This is a genomic window from Massilia sp. Se16.2.3 (assembly GCF_014171595.1).
Classification (GTDB): Bacteria; Pseudomonadota; Gammaproteobacteria; order Burkholderiales; family Burkholderiaceae_D; genus Telluria.
Map to the genome: position 1 here is coordinate 302,253 of NZ_CP050451.1, position 17,609 is coordinate 319,861.

General features: G+C 65.1%; 14 protein-coding genes. 5 read left to right on the forward strand and 9 right to left on the reverse strand.

All coding sequences use genetic code 11. The features are described from left to right. Positions 1-43: 43 nt before the first annotated feature. The gene (gene pdxH / locus G4G31_RS01435; protein WP_182989988.1) at positions 44-1,249 is read left to right on the forward strand and encodes a pyridoxamine 5'-phosphate oxidase; all 1,206 of its coding nucleotides are present in this window, start codon (positions 44-46) and stop codon (positions 1,247-1,249) included. Positions 1,250-1,511: 262 nt separating this feature from the next. Continuing rightward, the gene (locus G4G31_RS01440) at positions 1,512-2,714 is read left to right on the forward strand and encodes a cyclopropane-fatty-acyl-phospholipid synthase family protein (RefSeq protein WP_182989989.1); all 1,203 of its coding nucleotides are present in this window, start codon (positions 1,512-1,514) and stop codon (positions 2,712-2,714) included. A gap of 247 nt (positions 2,715-2,961) precedes the next feature. On the opposite strand, the gene msrA is transcribed toward G4G31_RS01440, so the two are convergent. Further along, the gene (msrA, locus tag G4G31_RS01445; RefSeq protein WP_182989990.1) at positions 2,962-3,501 is read right to left on the reverse strand and encodes a peptide-methionine (S)-S-oxide reductase MsrA; all 540 of its coding nucleotides are present in this window, start codon (positions 3,499-3,501) and stop codon (positions 2,962-2,964) included. A gap of 409 nt (positions 3,502-3,910) precedes the next feature. On the opposite strand from msrA, the gene G4G31_RS01450 reads away from it, so the two are divergent. The 3 genes from G4G31_RS01450 to G4G31_RS01460 all read left to right on the forward strand — a co-directional run bounded on the left by G4G31_RS01450 (position 3,911) and on the right by G4G31_RS01460 (position 8,218). Then, positions 3,911-4,420 (forward strand): flavin reductase family protein, encoded by a 510-nt coding sequence (locus tag G4G31_RS01450; protein ID WP_182989991.1) that lies wholly within the window; start codon positions 3,911-3,913, stop codon positions 4,418-4,420. A 249-nt stretch (positions 4,421-4,669) separates the two neighbouring features. Further along, complete coding sequence (locus G4G31_RS01455; RefSeq protein WP_182989992.1) at positions 4,670-5,872, forward strand: acyl-CoA dehydrogenase; 1,203 nt, start codon at positions 4,670-4,672, stop codon at positions 5,870-5,872. Between the two features lie 258 nt (positions 5,873-6,130). Continuing rightward, entirely contained in the window at positions 6,131-8,218 is a 2,088-nt protein-coding gene (locus G4G31_RS01460; RefSeq protein ID WP_229425270.1) for a bifunctional diguanylate cyclase/phosphodiesterase, read from the forward strand. A gap of 208 nt (positions 8,219-8,426) precedes the next feature. Here G4G31_RS01460 and G4G31_RS01465 read toward each other — a convergent pair whose 3' ends face one another. The 8 genes from G4G31_RS01465 to pyk form a co-directional block, all read right to left on the reverse strand. Next, the gene (locus tag G4G31_RS01465; protein WP_182989993.1) at positions 8,427-9,110 is read right to left on the reverse strand and encodes an OmpW family protein; all 684 of its coding nucleotides are present in this window, start codon (positions 9,108-9,110) and stop codon (positions 8,427-8,429) included. An 88-nt stretch (positions 9,111-9,198) separates the two neighbouring features. Next, the gene (locus G4G31_RS01470; protein WP_182989994.1) at positions 9,199-10,512 is read right to left on the reverse strand and encodes an SGNH/GDSL hydrolase family protein; all 1,314 of its coding nucleotides are present in this window, start codon (positions 10,510-10,512) and stop codon (positions 9,199-9,201) included. Positions 10,513-10,974: 462 nt separating this feature from the next. Next, a complete protein-coding gene (locus G4G31_RS01475; RefSeq protein ID WP_182989995.1) occupies positions 10,975-12,018 on the reverse strand; it encodes an L-threonylcarbamoyladenylate synthase in 1,044 nt (347 codons plus the stop codon). Then, positions 12,015-13,220, reverse strand: coding sequence for a 5-(carboxyamino)imidazole ribonucleotide synthase (locus tag G4G31_RS01480; RefSeq protein ID WP_182989996.1), 1,206 nt, complete (start codon positions 13,218-13,220; stop codon positions 12,015-12,017). Before G4G31_RS01480 ends, G4G31_RS01475 begins: the two co-directional genes overlap by 4 nt. A 7-nt stretch (positions 13,221-13,227) precedes the next feature. Further along, the gene (gene purE, locus G4G31_RS01485; protein ID WP_182989997.1) at positions 13,228-13,725 is read right to left on the reverse strand and encodes a 5-(carboxyamino)imidazole ribonucleotide mutase; all 498 of its coding nucleotides are present in this window, start codon (positions 13,723-13,725) and stop codon (positions 13,228-13,230) included. Positions 13,726-13,727: 2 nt separating this feature from the next. Beyond that, positions 13,728-14,624, reverse strand: a complete 897-nt coding sequence (locus G4G31_RS01490; RefSeq protein WP_182991636.1) for a phosphoribosylaminoimidazolesuccinocarboxamide synthase — start codon at positions 14,622-14,624, stop codon at positions 13,728-13,730. A 227-nt stretch (positions 14,625-14,851) separates the two neighbouring features. Next, on the reverse strand, positions 14,852-15,916 hold the full coding sequence (gene fba / locus G4G31_RS01495; RefSeq protein ID WP_182989998.1) for a class II fructose-bisphosphate aldolase: 1,065 nt from the start codon (positions 15,914-15,916) through the stop codon (positions 14,852-14,854). Between the two features lie 178 nt (positions 15,917-16,094). Next, entirely contained in the window at positions 16,095-17,549 is a 1,455-nt protein-coding gene (pyk, locus tag G4G31_RS01500; RefSeq protein ID WP_182991637.1) for a pyruvate kinase, read from the reverse strand. Between the last annotated feature and the right edge of the window lie 60 nt (positions 17,550-17,609).

Below are 17,609 nucleotides of genomic sequence, written 5' to 3' on the forward strand. Positions count from 1 at the left end.
TCAAAAACCCGTCAAAAAGCTTTCTTCTGTCAAAAATACGCCAATGAACGATTTCCTTCCTGACAGCGCTCCCGGTTTCGACCAGCCGATCGCCGTGCTCAAGCATTGCCACGGGCGCATCCGCAAGCAGTTGACGACGCTCGAACGCCTGCTGTCGCACCTGCCCGAGCACGGTGCCGACGAACAGGCACGCCAGGCGGCAGCTGCCGTGCTGAAGTATTTCGAGAAGGCCGCGCACCTGCACCACGACGACGAGGAGCAAGACCTGATCCCGATGCTGCGCGCCGTCGCCCAGGGCGAGGACGCCGCCACCCTGCAGGCGCTGGCGCCGGTCATCCTGCAGGACCACAAGGACATGGACGCCTTGTGGCAAGACCTGCACGAGCAATTGACGGGCGTGGCCGACGGCAGCGCCAGCACCTTGTCGGCCTCGAGCGTGCAGCGCTTCGCGCAACGCTATACGGCACACATGGAACGCGAGGAAAGCACGATGGCGCCCATGGCGATGCGCCTGTTCTCGCGCGAGCAGATGCGCCAGCTTGGGGACGCGATGCAGCGCCGCCGCGGCATCGAGGCCGGCAAGGGCGAGCCGGCCGCCGCCCCGGCAATTGGCGATGCGGTGGCCGGCCTGCGCAAGGATTACGGCCAGGCCAGCCTGAACGAGGAGGACGTGCTGGACGACCCGATGCTGCAGTTCACGCGCTGGTTCGAACAGGCTTTGCGTGCCCAGGTGAACGAGCCGAACGCCATGAACGTGGCGACGGTCGACGCCGACGGTCGTCCGAGTTCGCGCATCGTACTCGTCAAACAGTTCGATGAACGGGGCTTTACGTGGTACACAAACTACGACAGCCGCAAAGCGCAGGAACTCCGCACCAATCCGTATGCAGCCCTGCTATTCTTTTGGAGCGAACTTGAACGCCAGGTGCGCATCGAAGGCCGGGTCGAAACGACCTCGGCCGAGGAAAGCGACAAGTATTTCCACAGCAGGCCGTTGAAGAGCCGCCTGTCGGCGATCGCCTCCCAGCAGAGCGCGCCCATCGCGAACCGCGCGGCCCTGGAGCAGAACTACGAAGCGGTCGCCGCCACGGCAGGCGACGCACCGCCGCGGCCGGCCAACTGGGGCGGCTTCCGGCTGGTGCCCGAGCGCATCGAATTCTGGCAGGGGCGGCGCTCGCGTTTCCACGACCGCATCGTCTATCTGCGGCAGGAAGACGGCAGCTGGGCACGGCAGCGTTTGCAACCGTAGAGCGTGTGAAAAAATGCTTAGGGCAAGGCGCATCGTCGAAGACAGTACGACGGTACGACGGTACGACGGTACGACGGTACGGCGAGACGATGCAACGCAGCCATGACCATTTTTCACACGCTCGCAGGGTGGGCGGCTCCACCGCGTCGTTCGAACCGGCGCGACGGTAGCGCCTGCTTCGCGTAGCCCGGGCATGTAGCCCGGGTTACGCCACGCGTTCACCGCAGGGTGCGCCGAGCGCTCCCAGCCAGAGGAGGCCATCATGTTCACCGAAATGAAGCTCGGTGCCTGGAGCACCGACCTGCGCAGCAAGCTGTCCCTGCCCCTGCGCGTGGAACTATGGAACGGAGAACGTTTCGACTTCTCTGCCGAGCCGCCGCGCGTCACCATCCGCGTGCCCGGGCCAGCAAGCCTGCGCTACCTGCTCGCCCCCTCTCTCTACAACCTCGGACGCGCCTATGTCGAAGGCGCGCTCGAGATCCGCGGCCGCGCGGCCGACATGATCCGCATCGGCAGCGAACTGGCGGCCAACAACGGCAAGCCGGCGCGCCGCGCCAATCCGCTCTGGCGCCTGTCGCCGCACACGCGCCAGAGGGATGCCGAGGCAATCCGCTACCACTACGATGTCTCGAACGACTTCTATGCCGCCTGGCTCGACCCGAACATGGTGTATTCCTGCGCCTATTTCGAGACCGGCGAGGAAGACCTGGCCACGGCGCAGGTCAGGAAGATCGACCACATCCTGCGCAAGATCGACCTGCGTCCCGGCCAGACCCTGCTCGACATCGGCTGCGGCTGGGGCGCGCTGGCGATCCGCGCGGCGCAGGCTTTCGGCGCACGCTGCGTCGGCATCACCCTGTCGGAAAACCAGGCGCAGCTGGCGCGCGAGCGCGTCGCCCGGGCCGGCCTGGAGGGACGCGTCGAGATCCGCCTGCAGGACTACCGCGACATCGACGGCCAGTTCGACCGCATCACCAGCGTCGGCATGTTCGAGCACGTGGGCGTGCAGCACCTGGGGGCGTACTTCGGCAAGGTCTGCGCGCTGCTGGCGCCGAACGGCGTGGCGATGAACCACGGGATCACCTCGACCGACGTGGCCGGCCGCGCCTCGCCCTACGGCGGCGGCGACTTCATCGGCCAGTACGTGTTCCCGCACGGCGAGCTGGCGCACCTGTCGACGGTGGTCGAGGCCATGCAGCAGGGCGGCCTGGAAGTGCGCGACGTGGAAAACCTGCGCCGCCATTACGCGCGTACCTGCGCCGCCTGGACCGAAAACTTCGAGAGCCACGCCGACGAAATCGCGCGGCTGACGGACGCGAAACGCTTTCGCATCTGGCACGTCTACCTCGCCGGCTGCGCCCACGCCTTCAGCCACGACTGGATCAGCCTGTACCAGATCGTGTGCGGCAAGGCGGGGCAGGAACCGGGGCTGATGCCGTGGTCGCGCAGGTATATGTATCCGTGATGGGGGATGCTCGTTCGCTGTAAGTGCGTCCGTGGGCACACCGTAGGGTGGACGGCTCCACCCGGCAGCCGGAATCGACGCGGCGATTGCGCCTGCTGCGCGTGATGCGCGTGATGCGGGCATTTGGCCCGCATCACGCCACGCGTTCAAGCGCGCGCCGAACGGTCACGACGTATCAAGCGACCGTTGAACGCGTGGACGGCAGCACCGCTACGACCCATTGGCTTCGCGGGCTTGGCCGTCCACCCTACTGCTTCATCCAGTGCTGGAAGGTCTTCCTGAACTTCGCCACCTTCGGCGCAACGACGAAAGCGCAATAGCCCTGCATCGGATGCTGGGCATAGTAGTTCTGGTGATATTCCTCGGCCTTGTACCAGGTTTCACTGGGCATCAATTGGGTAACGATCGGCGCGTCCCAGACGCCCGCCATCTCCGCCATCACCTGGCGCGCGGTCGTTTCCTGCTCCGCGTTCTCGAAGAAAATGACCGAGCGGTATTGCGGGCCGACGTCGTTGCCCTGGCGGTCGGGCGTGGTCGGGTCGTGGATCGTGAAGAAGATCTGCAGGATGTCGCGGTAGCTGATGACGGCGGGATCGAATTCCAGCCGCACCACTTCCGCGTGGCCCGTGGCCGCGCCGCACACCTGCTCGTAGGTCGGGTTGACGACATGGCCGCCCATATAGCCCGACTCGACCTTCGTGACGCCGCGCACTTCGAGGTACACGGCTTCGACGCACCAGAAGCATCCGCCTCCGAGAATCGCTACTTCGGTCGTTTGCTCGTTCATTGCCTACCCCGGTACTGTTTATTGGATGAAAGCGCCTAACAAAACCTTCATAGCTGCGTTGCAGCTCCTTGTCGTACAAAAGGTACTGCCTTCGTCGCCGCGTCGGGCGGCCGCATCCCTTGCTCTGAAGCTTTTGTTAGACGCTCTTATGCTAACGCAAAGCGCACCTTTGTGCAGACGCAACACGGCCTCCCAAACGCGGCCAAGAGCCTATCCCGGTAGTCCGGGGAAAGCTGGTGGCGATGCATGGCAAGCGCGGGCAAGGCGCGAGGAGGCCGCATGGCTGGCCATGCAACGACGAGCAACGCAGCACGCGTTTGTCAGGCGCGCCAGCAGCGACTCCGGACTACCGGGATAGGCTCTCAACGCCTGCGGTGGCATAATGGACGCGCAACTTCCGAAGGATTCGATGAACACACGCTCTCCCCGTGCCACCGCGCGCGGTTTCGATTCGGCGCATTTCCGCCAGGCGCTGTCGCAGTTCGCGACCGGCGTCACCGTCATCACGACGCGGCTACCCGACGGCAGCTTCCGCGGGCTGACCGCCAGTTCCTTCAATTCCGTCTCGCTCGATCCACCCCTGGTGCTGTGGAGCCTCGGCGCCGGCGCCAACAGCCTGCCCATTTTCAGCGGCAATTCGCATTACGTCATCAACGTGCTCGCAGCAAGCCAGCAGGACCTGGCCATGCGCTTTTCGCGCCGCACCGACAATCCCTTCGACGGCGTCGAGTATGCGCTCTCGCGCACTGGCCTGCCGATCCTGAAAGGCGCCGCCGCCTGGTTCGAATGCCATAACCGCAGCCGCTACCCCGAAGGCGACCACGTGATCTTCGTCGGCGAAGTCGAGGAATGCGAAGTGCATCCCCAGCCTGGCCTGCTGTTCCATGGCGGGCGTTTCGGCAGCACCGGCCCGGCCTGACTGATTTCTTTCACGGTTCCCGTCTCCGGCTCGTCCTCCCGCGTCACCCGGGCCTCCGCGTCACCCGGCCTCCGCGTCGCCCGGCCTCTGCGTCGCCCGGCCTCCGCGTCGCCCGGACAAAAATGAAAATGGCTGTCGCAGATTGAAAAGATGGGCCGGCATGTCCTTCCTATAATGATCCGGCTCGGCGCGGCCGCAAGGTGCGCGCTTTCCAGACGACAGAACAACCGACAGAGACAGGACCGCTCCATGAACGCTTCCGATTCGCCACGCAAGACCTCGGCCGTGCCCTTCCACTGGGACGATCCGTTGCTGCTCAACAGCCAGCTGACTGACGAAGAGCGCATGGTGCGCGATGCCGCCGCTGCCTACTGCCAGGACAAGCTGCAGCCGCGCATCCTCGAGGCCTTCCGCCACGAGCGCATGGACACCTCGATCTTCCGCGAGATGGGCGAACTGGGCCTGCTCGGCCCGACCATTCCCGAGCAATACGGCGGCCCTGGCCTGAACTATGTCGCCTACGGTCTGATCGCGCGCGAAGTCGAACGCGTCGACTCCGGCTACCGCTCGATGATGAGCGTGCAGTCCTCGCTGGTGATGGTGCCGATTTACGAGTTCGGCAACGAAGCAACCAGGCAAAAATACCTGCCGAAGCTGGCGACCGGCGAATGGATCGGCTGCTTCGGCCTGACCGAGCCGAACCACGGCTCCGACCCGGGCTCGATGGTCACCCGTGCACGCAAGGTCGACGGCGGCTATGCGCTGACCGGTTCGAAGATGTGGATCACCAATTCGCCGGTGGCCGACGTGTTCGTGGTCTGGGCCAAGGACGACGAAGGCGCGATCCGCGGCTTCGTGCTGGACAAAGGGATGGAAGGCCTGTCGGCACCGGCGATCCACGGCAAGTTCGGCCTGCGCGCCTCCGTCACCGGCGAAATCGTGATGGACAACGTGTTCTGCCCGGAAGAAAACGCCTTCCCGGACGTGCGCGGCCTGAAGGGTCCGTTCACCTGCCTGAACTCGGCACGCTACGGCATCGCCTGGGGTGCGCTGGGCGCGGCCGAAGCCTGCTGGCAGACCGCTCGCCAGTACACGATGGACCGCAAGCAGTTCGGCAAGCCGCTCGCCGCCAACCAGCTGGTGCAGAAGAAGCTGGCCGACATGCAGACCGAAATCACGCTCGGCCTGCAGGGCTGCCTGCGCCTGGGCCGCATGAAGGACGAAGGCACCGCAGCCGTCGAGATCACCTCGATGATGAAGCGTAACTCCTGCGGCAAGGCGCTGGACGTCGCCCGCACGGCGCGCGACATGCTCGGCGGTAATGGTATTTCGGACGAGTTCGGCATCATCCGCCACATGGTCAACCTCGAGGTGGTCAACACCTACGAAGGCACGCACGACATCCACGCCCTGATCCTCGGCCGCGCCCAGACCGGCATCGCCGCGTTCTGATTTTCCAGGGCAAGTCCCCACGGCAAGCCTGGCCTCCAGGCTGAATCTGCCCGTCTGCAACACTCCCCGTCCTGCCAGCCCATCCAGCTGGCAGGCGTCATGCCTGTCCCGTACCACTCCGCCAACAACGTAAAAAATTGACGCACGGTTAACGAACTGTCGTAACTTTCGCGTTACCATGTGTGCGAGATCAATCGTTTCGCTGCAGATGTCCCACCTACGTCAAGCGTGCGGAAGATGCCAACTTCGGTACAGTCAGTGTCGACAAACTCGCGCTCCCATGACGCCTCGGCGTTGTCGCTCGATCTATTGTTGCGCAATCTGCCAGGGGCCGTGTACCGCTGCCTGAACGACAGCCACTGGACCATGGAATTCCTCAGTGCCGGGGTCGAGAAGCTGACCGGGTATCCGGCCGCGGCCTTCTTCGGCGAGCATCCCATCGCGTATGCCAGCCTGATCCATCCCGACGACCGTGCCCAGGTCCTCACCGACACCAACCAGGCGGTCCGCGAAGGCCGTCCCTTCCAGCTGAGCTACCGCATCATCACCGCTTCCGGCAAGCTGCGCTGGGCCTGGGAACAGGGTTCCGCCGTGGTCGACCAGGATGGCAATGTTTCGCTCGAGGGGTTCATCGCCGACATCAGCGCGCTGCGCCGCGCCGACTTGCTGGCCAGGGAGCAGGCTTCGCTGCTGGACAAGGCACACGATGCCATCTTCGTGATGGACATGCATGCGCGCATCACCTACTGGAACAAGGGGGCCGAGCGCCTCTATGGCTGGGAAGAGCGGCAGGTCCTGGGCCAGCGCATGTCGGACCTGCTGTGCGACAACCATGCCGCCTTCAGCGAGGCCTTGCGCACGGCCATCGAGGAAGGCGAGTGGGCTGGCGAACTGCAGCAGCACCGGCGCGACGGCACGACCATCCATGCCGACTCGCGCTGGACCGTGGTGGCGGGCGATCCGGACACCGGCGTACAGCAGAAGATCCTGGTCATCAGCACCGACATCAGCGAGCGCAAGATCAACGAGGAGCGCATCCATAAACTGGCCTACTTCGACGCGCTGACCGAACTGCCGAACCGCGCCAGCCTGCTCGATCACCTGCGCCGCGCCCTGCTCGGCAGCGCGCGCTCGCGCAAGTTCGGGGCGCTGATGTTCCTCGACCTCGACAACTTCAAGATCCTCAACGACACCCACGGCCACGCTGCCGGCGACATGCTGCTGCAGGCGGTGGCGCGCCGGCTCGAGCACAGCGTGCGCGAAGCGGACATGGTGGCGCGCCTGGGCGGCGACGAATTCGTGATCCTGGTCCAGCCCGAGGAAGAGATGCTCGAAGCGGCGGCGCACCAGGCCGAGACCGTGGCGGCGAAAGTGGTGGCGGCCATGAACGCGCCCTTCCAGCTGGCCGACTTCATGTATGCGGTCTCGACGAGCGTCGGCGTGACGATGATCAGCGGCGCCACCGACACGGTCGAATCGGCCCTGAAACAGGCCGATACCGCGATGTACCAGGCCAAGGCGGCCGGGCGCAATACCTTCCGCTTCTTCGACCCGGACATGCAGGCCAAGTGGACCGCCCGCTCCGAGCTCGAAACGGGGCTGCGTCGGGCACTGCGCAACCACGAGTTCATCCTCTACTACCAGCCCCAGCTCGACGGCGACAGCCGCGTCATCGGCGCCGAGGCCCTGCTGCGCTGGCGCCAGCCGAACGGCGAACTCCTGTATCCGACCGACTTCATCAAGGCGGCCGAAGAGACCAGCCTGATCGTCGACATCGGGCGCTGGGTGCTCGGCACGGCCTGCGCCGAGCTGGCTTCCTGGCAGGGCAATCCGGTCACGCGCCACCTGTCGCTGTCGGTCAATGTCAGCGCGCGTCAGTTCGTCGAGCCCGATTTCGTCCCCATGACCCAGGAAATCCTGGCCGCCACCGGGGTCGACCCGCATTACCTGAAGTTCGAGCTGACCGAGACGCTGGTGGTCACCGATTTCGCCCATACGGTCGAAACCATGGAAACCCTGCGCCGCCTCGGCATCACCTTCTCGCTCGACGACTTCGGCACCGGCTATTCGTCGCTGGCCTACCTGCGCAAGCTGCCGCTGGACCAGCTGAAAATCGATTACTCCTTCATGCGCGACGTCCTCACCGACCGCAACGACGCCTCGATCGTGCGCTCGATCATCGCCTTGGGGGACAGCCTCGGCCTGCAGGTCATCGCCGAGGGCGTGGAGACGGCGGGCCAGCGCGACTTCCTGTCCGAGGCGGGCTGCTTCGTCTACCAGGGCTACCTGTACGAGCCGGCCCTGAGCGGCGAGCGTTTTACCGAGTACGCGGCGAGCCTGCATTAGACAGCTTCATTACCCGCAATCTGTCGTGTCTCTCGCAGGGCGGGCTCCCCACGCGTGCTTGCCGGTAGTGGGGCTGTTGCCTGTACCGTTCGCGGTATCTTGCGTCCGCGTGGGCGGAGCCCATCCTGCGGGAGAAGCCGCGGACTGCGGACGAAAAAAAGCCGGCAGGGCTTGCACCGTGCCGGCTCCATCGACGCTGAACGTCGTCTTAGAACTTGTAGCCCACCGCCAGCACGACCGCCACCGGATCGAGCTTCATGTGCTGGTTCTGGCCGGTCGAGAAGTGCACGTCGGTGCGCAGGCGGCTCTTGTTGACCGTCACGTCGGCGAACCATTTATCGGTCAGGTTCATCGCCACGCCCACTTGCGCGGTGTAGGTGAACTTGTTGTCGATCTCGAAGGTCGTCGGCGTGCTGCTGCCCGGGTTGGTGAGCGCAGTCAGCTTGCCCGAACCGCGTTCCTTCATGAAGTAGGCATAGGTCGCGCCCAGGCCGACATAGGGACGGAAGGTGGCGCTCGGTGCGAAGAAGCGGTACTGCGCGAACAGCGTCGGCGGCAGCGCCTCGACGGTGCCCAGTTCGCCGGTGCCGGCGATCGCGCCTGCGCCCATGATCTTGTGCTTGTACGGCGTACCCAGCGCGCCTTCGAGCGAGATATTGTCGGTCAGGCCGTAGGCGATGATCAGCACCGGCTGGATGTCGCTCTCGACGTCGGCCTTGGTACCCGGCAGGGCCGGTGCCGAGATGTCGCCGCTGTCGACTTTCGGGCTCAGCTGGTTGAAACCGAACTTGGCGGTCCACTGGCCGGCGGACTGGGCCGAGGCGGTCGAGGCGCATGCCAGCGCGGCAGCCACCACCAGCGCTTTCATGGCGCTATTGAAACGTACTTTCATCATTTCTCCTGATTCTTATTGGCGCAAGGACCCGGCGGGCGCGCACGGCAAGTGCGTCATCGGCCCGCGCGGGCAAGCTTTATCGTTTTTACAGCCAGCCCTTCTTGGCCATGTCGGCCAGCACGTAGCGGGCAACCAGCCAGTACTCGTATGGCGTCGGGTGGATGTCGTCGGCGAACATGTAGTGGCTCACGTCAGGACCGGTTGCGTCCTTGATGGTGCAGGTCAGCGACGACTCGGTGGCGCAAGCCTTGGTGGTCGTGTTGGTCAGGCCATACGGGGCCGGGTTGGTCACCTGGTCCTTGCTCACCGCGTACAGGTCGACATACATCACGCGCGCGTCGGTACCCAGGCCGGCTTTCAGCTGGGCATTGAAGGTGTTGACCATGGTGTCGATCAGCGGCTGCAGCGCCGGCTGTGCGCGTCCCGACGGGGTGTTGGCGACGTCCGGCAGGTTGTTGACGATGACGTAGTTGGCACCCTTGGCCAGCAGCTGGGTCTTGACGATGCCGGCCAGTTCGGCGCCGGCCTTGCCCAGTTCGCCCACCAGGGTCGCAGCGTTGGCAGCGGCGTATTCGCCCGCGGCCTTGGTGCCGGCAGCGGTTGCATCCGTGCCGGCCTTGGTGGCCGCGGCAACGGCGGCAGCCTGGGTCGCGCCTTGCGACATCGCCACACCCACGGCCGCGTTGACGATCGCGCTCTGGCCGTTGGCGGCGTTGGCGGCGACCGCTTGCTGGATGAGCGGCGCGGCGGTGGCCGGGTTCAAGGTGGTTGCTGCCAGGCCGCTGATGAGCAGGCCAGGGAAGGCCTGCTCGCCTGCACGCTTGCCGGCGGCGCTGACGGCGCCCAGTTGCATCAGCACGTCGTTACCGCCAGCCATGATGGTGACGATTTCGGTGCCGCTGAACTTGCCGCCGGTCTTGGCCAGGTGGTTCGCGACCTGGGTCACGACCGGCACGGTCATTTCGCCCAGTTCCGGCTTGACGGCCGGGTTGCCCGGACCGATCGGATTGGTGACGCGGGCACCGCCCTGTGCATAGTTGAAGCAGCTCGGGTTGTTGGTCACCGGGACGTTGGTGCCGGCCGTATTGCCCAGCAGGCCAGTCTGGGCGGCGCAAGGCGCCGGCAGCTTCAATTCGGCCGCCAGCACTTCGGTCCAGTTCAGGCCGGTCAGCACGGAATTCGTCGCGGTGCTGTTGCCGTTGATGGTGAATTTACCGCCGCCGGCGGCCTTGATCGCGCCGACGTTATAGGTACCGACGTCCGACAGGCTGTCGCCGAACGTGACTTGCTGGCTGAACGCAACCTTGTGCGTTTGGTCGCCACCACTGCTACCGGTACCGCCGCAAGCGGCGAGCGCCGCTGCGGTCAGCAGCGCGAGCGCAAAATTCTTTTGACGCATTGTGTCTCCTAGGGGATTGGATATTTTTCTGTGAAACGAACGCCCGTGCTATTCGTGTCCCAAACTAATATGCCAGTGTTCTTGCTGCTTGTATAGAAATTTATATTGTCATGGTGTCAACCAAAGACAACACCCAGGCAGCAAGGCCGACAATCTTGCCGATTATAACAAGCATTGTTATGGGCAATATCTCGAAGCGTGGCGGGGGACGCGGAGACGAGGCGCAGGGTGAACGGCTCCACCATGACGCTCGCATCGCCGCGGCCCGGATGCCGTCCACGCGTTCGCGTGGCTCGTGCATGTGGTAACGGTATTCGGAGAGGAGTTGAACGCGTGGTCGGCGCAGACGTTCCGTGGACGCTCGCGCCAGGGTTGGAGCCGACCACCCTGCAGGCCGGGCGGGTTCCCCGCCCGGTGGTGATCGAAACGGATGACCGGCGCACCCCGCGTGGTGCGCCCGCCCTACACCGCCGCGTCGCGGTTCAGCAAGCCGTGCACGATCCCGGTCGATCCATGCGCGGCGCGGCGCAGGCGGTCGTTGACGCCCAGCCAGGCACCATCCTGCGGCGGCGCCTCGACCAGGATCACATCGGCTCCCTTGCCATCCATCGCGCGCAGGGCCGCGTACAGGGCGTGGGCGAAGCCTTCCGGCGTGGCCGGCAGGCGCAGGCTGGCATGTGCCGCGGGCAAATCCGAATAATGGATGAGGGCGACCTTGCGGCCCGCGTCAATCAGGCGCGCCAGCGTCTGCGTCAGCGTTGCCGTGTCCTGCATCGCCACCGGCGTATGCGGCGCGTAATGCGATTCCAGCGTGCCGGAAGCGCGCGGCGCCTCCGCATCTGGTGCGCTCGGCAATTGATCGATGACGGCGGCAATCGCCTCGGCGCTCACGTGGCCAGGACGCAGCAGTACCGGGCCGTGGCTGGCCAGGCGCGACAGGTCGACGATGGTCGATTCGATGCCGACATCGGCCGCGCCGCCGTCGAGCACCAGCGCGACGCTGCCGTCGCTGCCGAATTCGTCGCGCACGTGCTGGGCCGTCGTCGGGCTGACGTGGCCGAATTTATTCGCCGACGGCGCGGCGATGCCGCCCTGCCCGCCCTTGAAGGCGCGCAGCAGCGCGATCGCCACCGGGTGAGACGGGCAGCGCAATCCCACCGTGTCCTGGCCGCCGCTGACGGCATCCGGAATGTTCGGCGCGCGCTTGACGATCATCGTCAGCGGCCCCGACCAGAAAGCCTCGGCCAGCGCATGCGCCTGCGGCGGAATGTCGCAGGCCCAGTGGGCGATGTCGGCCCCTGGTGCCAGGTGCACGATCACCGGGTGATCCTGCGGCCGGCCCTTGGCGGCATAGATGGCGGCCACCGCCGCCGGGTTCTCGGCATCGGCGCCCAGGCCATAGACGGTCTCGGTCGGGAAAGCGACCAGGTGGCCCGCTTCCAGCGCACGCGCCGCGGCCTCTACCGCTGCCTGGTCGATGGCGCCGTTGGACGATTCGCTGCTCATGGCGCGATCCCGAGGATGGCGCAGGCGGCGCGCGTTTGCTCTTGCGCCTCCGCCGGGGTCGGCGCCACGAAAGTCACGTGGCCCATCTTGCGTCCACGGCGCGGATCGTCCTTGCCGTACAGGTGCAGGAAGGCGCCGGGCAGCGCCAGCACGCGCTCCCAGGCCGGTTCGCGCACGGTGTCGCTCGTGCCCTCGAACCAGACGTCGCCCGGGATATTGAGCATGACGGCCGGAGAGTGCTGGCGGCAATCGCCCAGCGGCAAGCGCGCCATCGCCCGGACCTGCTGGGCGAACTGGCTGGTGACGCAGGCATCCATCGTGTAGTGGCCGCTGTTGTGCGGGCGCGGCGCCATTTCGTTGACGACCAGCGAACCGTCCTCCAGCACGAAAAACTCGATGCAGAGCACGCCCACGTAGCCGAGCTGGGCCACGATGGCGCGGGCGGCGTCCTGGGCGCGTTGCGCGCACTCCGGCGACACGTTCGGCCCCGGCACGGTGGTCGTGAACAGGATGCCGTCGCGGTGCACATTCTCGGCGATCGGATAGACTACCGACGCGCCGTCATGGCCGCGCGCAGTGAGCACCGACACCTCGTAGGCCAGCGGCAGCATTTTTTCCAGCAGGCAGGTCACGCCGTCCATCGCTTCGAAGGCGGCGCGCACCTCGTCGCGCGTTTTGACACGGACCTGGCCCTTGCCGTCGTAACCCATGCGCACGGTTTTCAGGATACCCGGCAGCAGATCGTCATCGATGGCATCGATGTCGGCTTGCGTGGCGATCACCTTGTGCGGCGCCGGCATCACGCCGGACCGCGGCGCGCACGCGACGAAAAAGCGTTTCTCGGCAATTCGGTCCTGGGCGATGGCGACGCAGGCGCCGGCGGGTGCGACGAAACTGCCCTGCGCCAGCAGCTTCATGCTGTCGGCCGGCACGTTCTCGAACTCGGTGGTGACGGCGCTGCAGAGCGCGGCCAGCTGGCCCAGCGCGATGCTGTCGTCGTAGCCGGCCTGAACCTGCCGCTCGGCGACCTGCCCTGCCGGACTGTCGGCGGCCGGCTCCAGCACGGCAACCTTGTAGCCCATCGCCTGGGCGGCGTGGGCGAACATGCGCCCGAGCTGGCCGCCTCCCATGACGCCGAGCCAGGTCGGCGGATGGGCGCTGGGGAGGATGGGGGCGGACTGCGGAGTACTCTTGTTGCTCATAACACCTTCAGACAGGCAAGGTCATCGCTTTGGCGGCGGCGGTCTGCTCAATGCGGAATTGTTCCGGGCGGGCGGCCAGCGCGTCGTCGGTGGCGGCCAGCATGGCCACCGCCGTCAGCGCGGCATTCGCGGCGCCCGCTTCGCCGATGGCGAAGGTGGATACCGGCACGCCTTTCGGCATCTGCACGATCGACAGCAGCGAATCCTCGCCGCGCAGGTATTTCGACGGCACCGGCACGCCCAGCACCGGGACGATGGTTTTCGCGGCGATCATGCCCGGCAGGTGAGCGGCGCCGCCGGCACCGGCGATGATGGCGCGGAGGCCCCGCGCGCGCGCGCTGCCTGCATAGGCGAACATCTCGTCGGGCATGCGGTGCGCCGAAATCACCTGCGCCTCGAAGGCCACGCCGAACTGTTTCAGCATCTCGCAAGCATGCTGCATCACATCCCAGTCCGACGAGGAACCCATCACCACGCCGACCAGCGGTTTCACTCCATCGCTCATCGTCAGGCCTTCAGCTTTTCGCCGGTCAGGCGTTCGATGGCTTCGAAGTACTTGGCCTGGGTTTTACTGATGACCTCTTCCGGCAGGTGCGGCGCCGGCGCGGTCTTGTTCCAGTCGGACAGGGTCTCCAGGTAGTCGCGCACGAACTGCTTGTCGAAAGACGGCGGCGACATGCCCGGCGCGTACGAGTCGGCCGGCCAGAAGCGCGAGGAATCGGCGGTCAGCACTTCGTCCATCAGGTGCAGCACATTGTTCTCGTCCAGGCCGAATTCGAACTTGGTGTCGGCGATGATGATCCCGCGGGTCGCCGCGTATTCCGCAGCGGCGGTGTAGAGCTGGATCGAGACCTCGCGCATCTTCGCGGCCAGTTCCGGGCCGATGCGGCTTTCCATGTCGGCGAACGAGATGTTCTCGTCGTGCTCGCCGATGTCGGCTTTCGCGGCCGGCGTGAAGATCGGCTGCGGCAGTTTATCCGCCTGGCGCAGGCCCGGCGGCAGTTCGATACCGCAGATGGCGCCGTTTGCCTGATAGTCCTTCCAGCCGGAACCGATGATGTAACCGCGCACCACCGCTTCCACCATGATGGGTTTCAGGCGCTTGGCCACGACGGCGCGGCCGCGCACCTGCTCCACCTCACTTGGTGCCACGACGCTGTCGGGTGTCACGCCGGTCAGGTGGTTCGGCACGATGTGGCCGAGCTTCTCGAACCAGAAGTCGCTCATCTGGTTCAGTACCATGCCCTTGCCCGGGATCGGTTCGTTCATGACGACGTCGAAGGCCGACAGGCGGTCGGTGGTGACGATCAGGATCTTGTCGTCGCCGACAGCGTAGTTGTCGCGCACTTTGCCGCGGCCGAGCAGTGGCAGGGACTGGATCGAGGATTGGTAGAGGCTGTTCATAGACATGAGGATCAGGGAAACCAACTAAGCGGAATCGGCGGAGCAGGTTGCCCTGTCCGCCAGTAAGGACCTCGAAAAACCGTAGCGAGCGGCGGCAATGTTGGTCGAGAAGCGCAGCTGTACGAACAGTACAGCGAGCATCACAGGCCGACAGTGCAACGCGCAGTAGGTTTGTCGCGGTCCGAGAAGCCGGACTACCGTGCGGCAGCCCGTTCGACAACGCTATTTTACTTGACGACTTGCGCCAGCTCGCCGGCCTTGTAACGCTCGGCCATTTTCTCCAGCGGAATCGGCTTGATCTTCGATGCCTGGCCTTCGCAGCCGAAGGACAGGTAACGCGCCTTGCAGACTTCCATTGCCGCTTCGCGCGCAGGCTTGTTGTAGTCGCGCGGATCGAACTTCGACGGGTTCTGGAACATGAACTTGCGGATCGCCGCGGTCATGGCCAGGCGGATGTCGGTGTCGATGTTGATCTTGCGAACGCCGTGCTTGATGCCTTCCTGGATCTCTTCGACCGGAACACCGTAGGTTTCCTTCATGTCGCCGCCGAATTCGCGGATGATCGCCAGCAGTTCCTGCGGCACCGACGACGAGCCGTGCATCACCAGGTGGGTGTTCGGGATGCGCGCGTGGATTTCCTTGATGCGGTCGATCGCCAGGATGTCGCCGGTCGGCTTGCGGGTGAACTTGTAGGCGCCGTGCGAGGTGCCGATGGCGATTGCCAGCGCGTCGCACTGGGTGCGTGCGACGAAGTCGGCAGCCTGGTCGACGTCGGTCAGCAGCTGTTCGCGGGTCATGGTGCCGTCGGCGCCGTGGCCGTCTTCCTTGTCGCCCTTCATCGTTTCCAGCGAACCGAGCACGCCCAGTTCCGCTTCGACGGTCACGCCGATCGAGTGCGCGAACTTGACGACTTCTTTCGACACTTCGACGTTGTATTCATACGAGGCGACCGACTTGCCGTCCGCTTCCAGCGAACCGTCCATCATCACCGAGGAAAAGCCCGAACGGATCGCGGCCATGCAGACCGCCGGCGACTGGCCGTGGTCCTGGTGCATCACGACCGGGATATGCGGATAGGCTTCGACGGCGGCGTCGATCAGGTGGCGCAGGAAGGCTTCGCCGGCGTACTTGCGCGCGCCAGCCGAGGCCTGCATGATCACCGGGCTGTTGGTGGCGTCGGCCGCGGCCATGATGGCCTGCACCTGTTCCAGGTTGTTGACGTTGAACGCCGGCAGGCCGTAGCCGTTCTCGGCGGCGTGGTCCAGCAGTTGACGCAGTGATACGAGTGCCATGGTAGTACTCCAAACAATTAAGAAACTGTTCCAGGAGAGCATAAACCTACTGCGCGTTGCACTTCGCGTTTGCGATGCTCGCTGTACATGCGCACAGCTGTGCTTCTCACCGCGAATTGCCGCCGCTCGCTACGGTTTCTGTCTCTCCTGCCCGGACTTCGACAACGCGAAGCCGCTTTTAATCCTTGTAGGTCTCGCCGACGCGCACGATTTTCAGTGCATTGGTGCCGCCGGCCTCGCCCATTGGCGAGCCCCAGGTGACGACGATGGTGTCGCCCGGGCTGACCATGCCTTCCTTGATCAATAGTTCTTCCGCCTTGCGCAGCACGGCGTGGCTGCCGCCTTCCTGCAGCAGGTGGAATGCTCGCACGTTGCGGTACAGGGAGGCCTTGCGCTGCGTCGTTTGTGACGGGGTCAGGGCGAAAATCGGGGTGTCGATGTTATGTCGGCTCATCCACAGTGCCGTCGAGCCCGACTCGGTCAGCGCGACGATGGCTTTTACGGCCAGGTGGTGCGCCGTGAACAGGGTGCCGTAGGCAATCGACTGGTCGATGCGGGTGAATTCCACGTTCAGGAAGTCCGCGTCGAGCTTGTTGTATTCGGATTGTTCCGCCTCCAGGCAGATCGCGGCCATCATTTCGACGGTCTCGATCGGATACTTGCCCGATGCGGTCTCGGCCGAGGTCATGACGGCGTCGGTGCCGTCCAGCACGGCATTGGCCACGTCCGACACTTCGGCGCGGGTCGGGACGGCGTTGACGATCATCGACTCCATCATCTGCGTCGCGGTAATGGCCAGCTTGTTCGACGCGCGTGCCATGCGGATCATGCGCTTTTGCAGGGCCGGCACGGCGGCGTTACCCACTTCCACCGCCAGGTCGCCACGCGCGACCATGATGCCGTCGGACGCATCGAGAATTTCCTGCAGCACGGGGATGGCTTCGGCACGCTCGATCTTGGCGATCATCATCGGCTTGTGGCCGTAGGGCTCGCCGGCGATGTTCGCCAGCTGGCGCGCCATTTCCATGTCGGTCGCGCTTTTCGGGAACGAGATCGCCAGATAGTCGGCCTGGAAGCTCATCGCGGTCTTGATGTCTTCCATGTCCTTGGCGGTCAGCGCCGGCGCGGTGAGTCCCCCGCCTTGGCGGTTGATGCCCTTGTTGTTCGACAGTTCGCCGCCCACTTTCACCGTGGTGCAGATCTCGTGGCCGACGACCTTGTCGACGACCAGCACGATCAGGCCGTCGTTGAGCAGCAGCCGGTCGCCGGGACGCACGTCGCGCGGCAGGGCTTTATAGTCGAGACCGACGCGTTCCTGGTTGCCCAGCTCGCCGTTTTCGCCCCATTTGGCGTCGAGGATGAACTTGTCGCCATTGTTCAGGAAGATCTTGCCGTCTTCGAATTTACCAACGCGGATCTTCGGTCCCTGCATGTCGGCCATGATCGCGACCTCGGTCCCGCATTCGGCGGCGGCGCGGCGTACCAGCGCGGCGCGGTCGATGTGGTCCTGGGCCCGGCCGTGCGAGAAATTCAGGCGCACGACGTCGACGCCGGCACGGATCATCCGCACGAGGATATCGAAATCGGTCGATGCCGGGCCGATGGTGGCAACGATCTTGGTGGCGTTGTACAGAGGGCGCATGTTGGAATCCTTGATTCTGAAATGAGAAGCGCAGCCTTGGGGCTGCGCTGG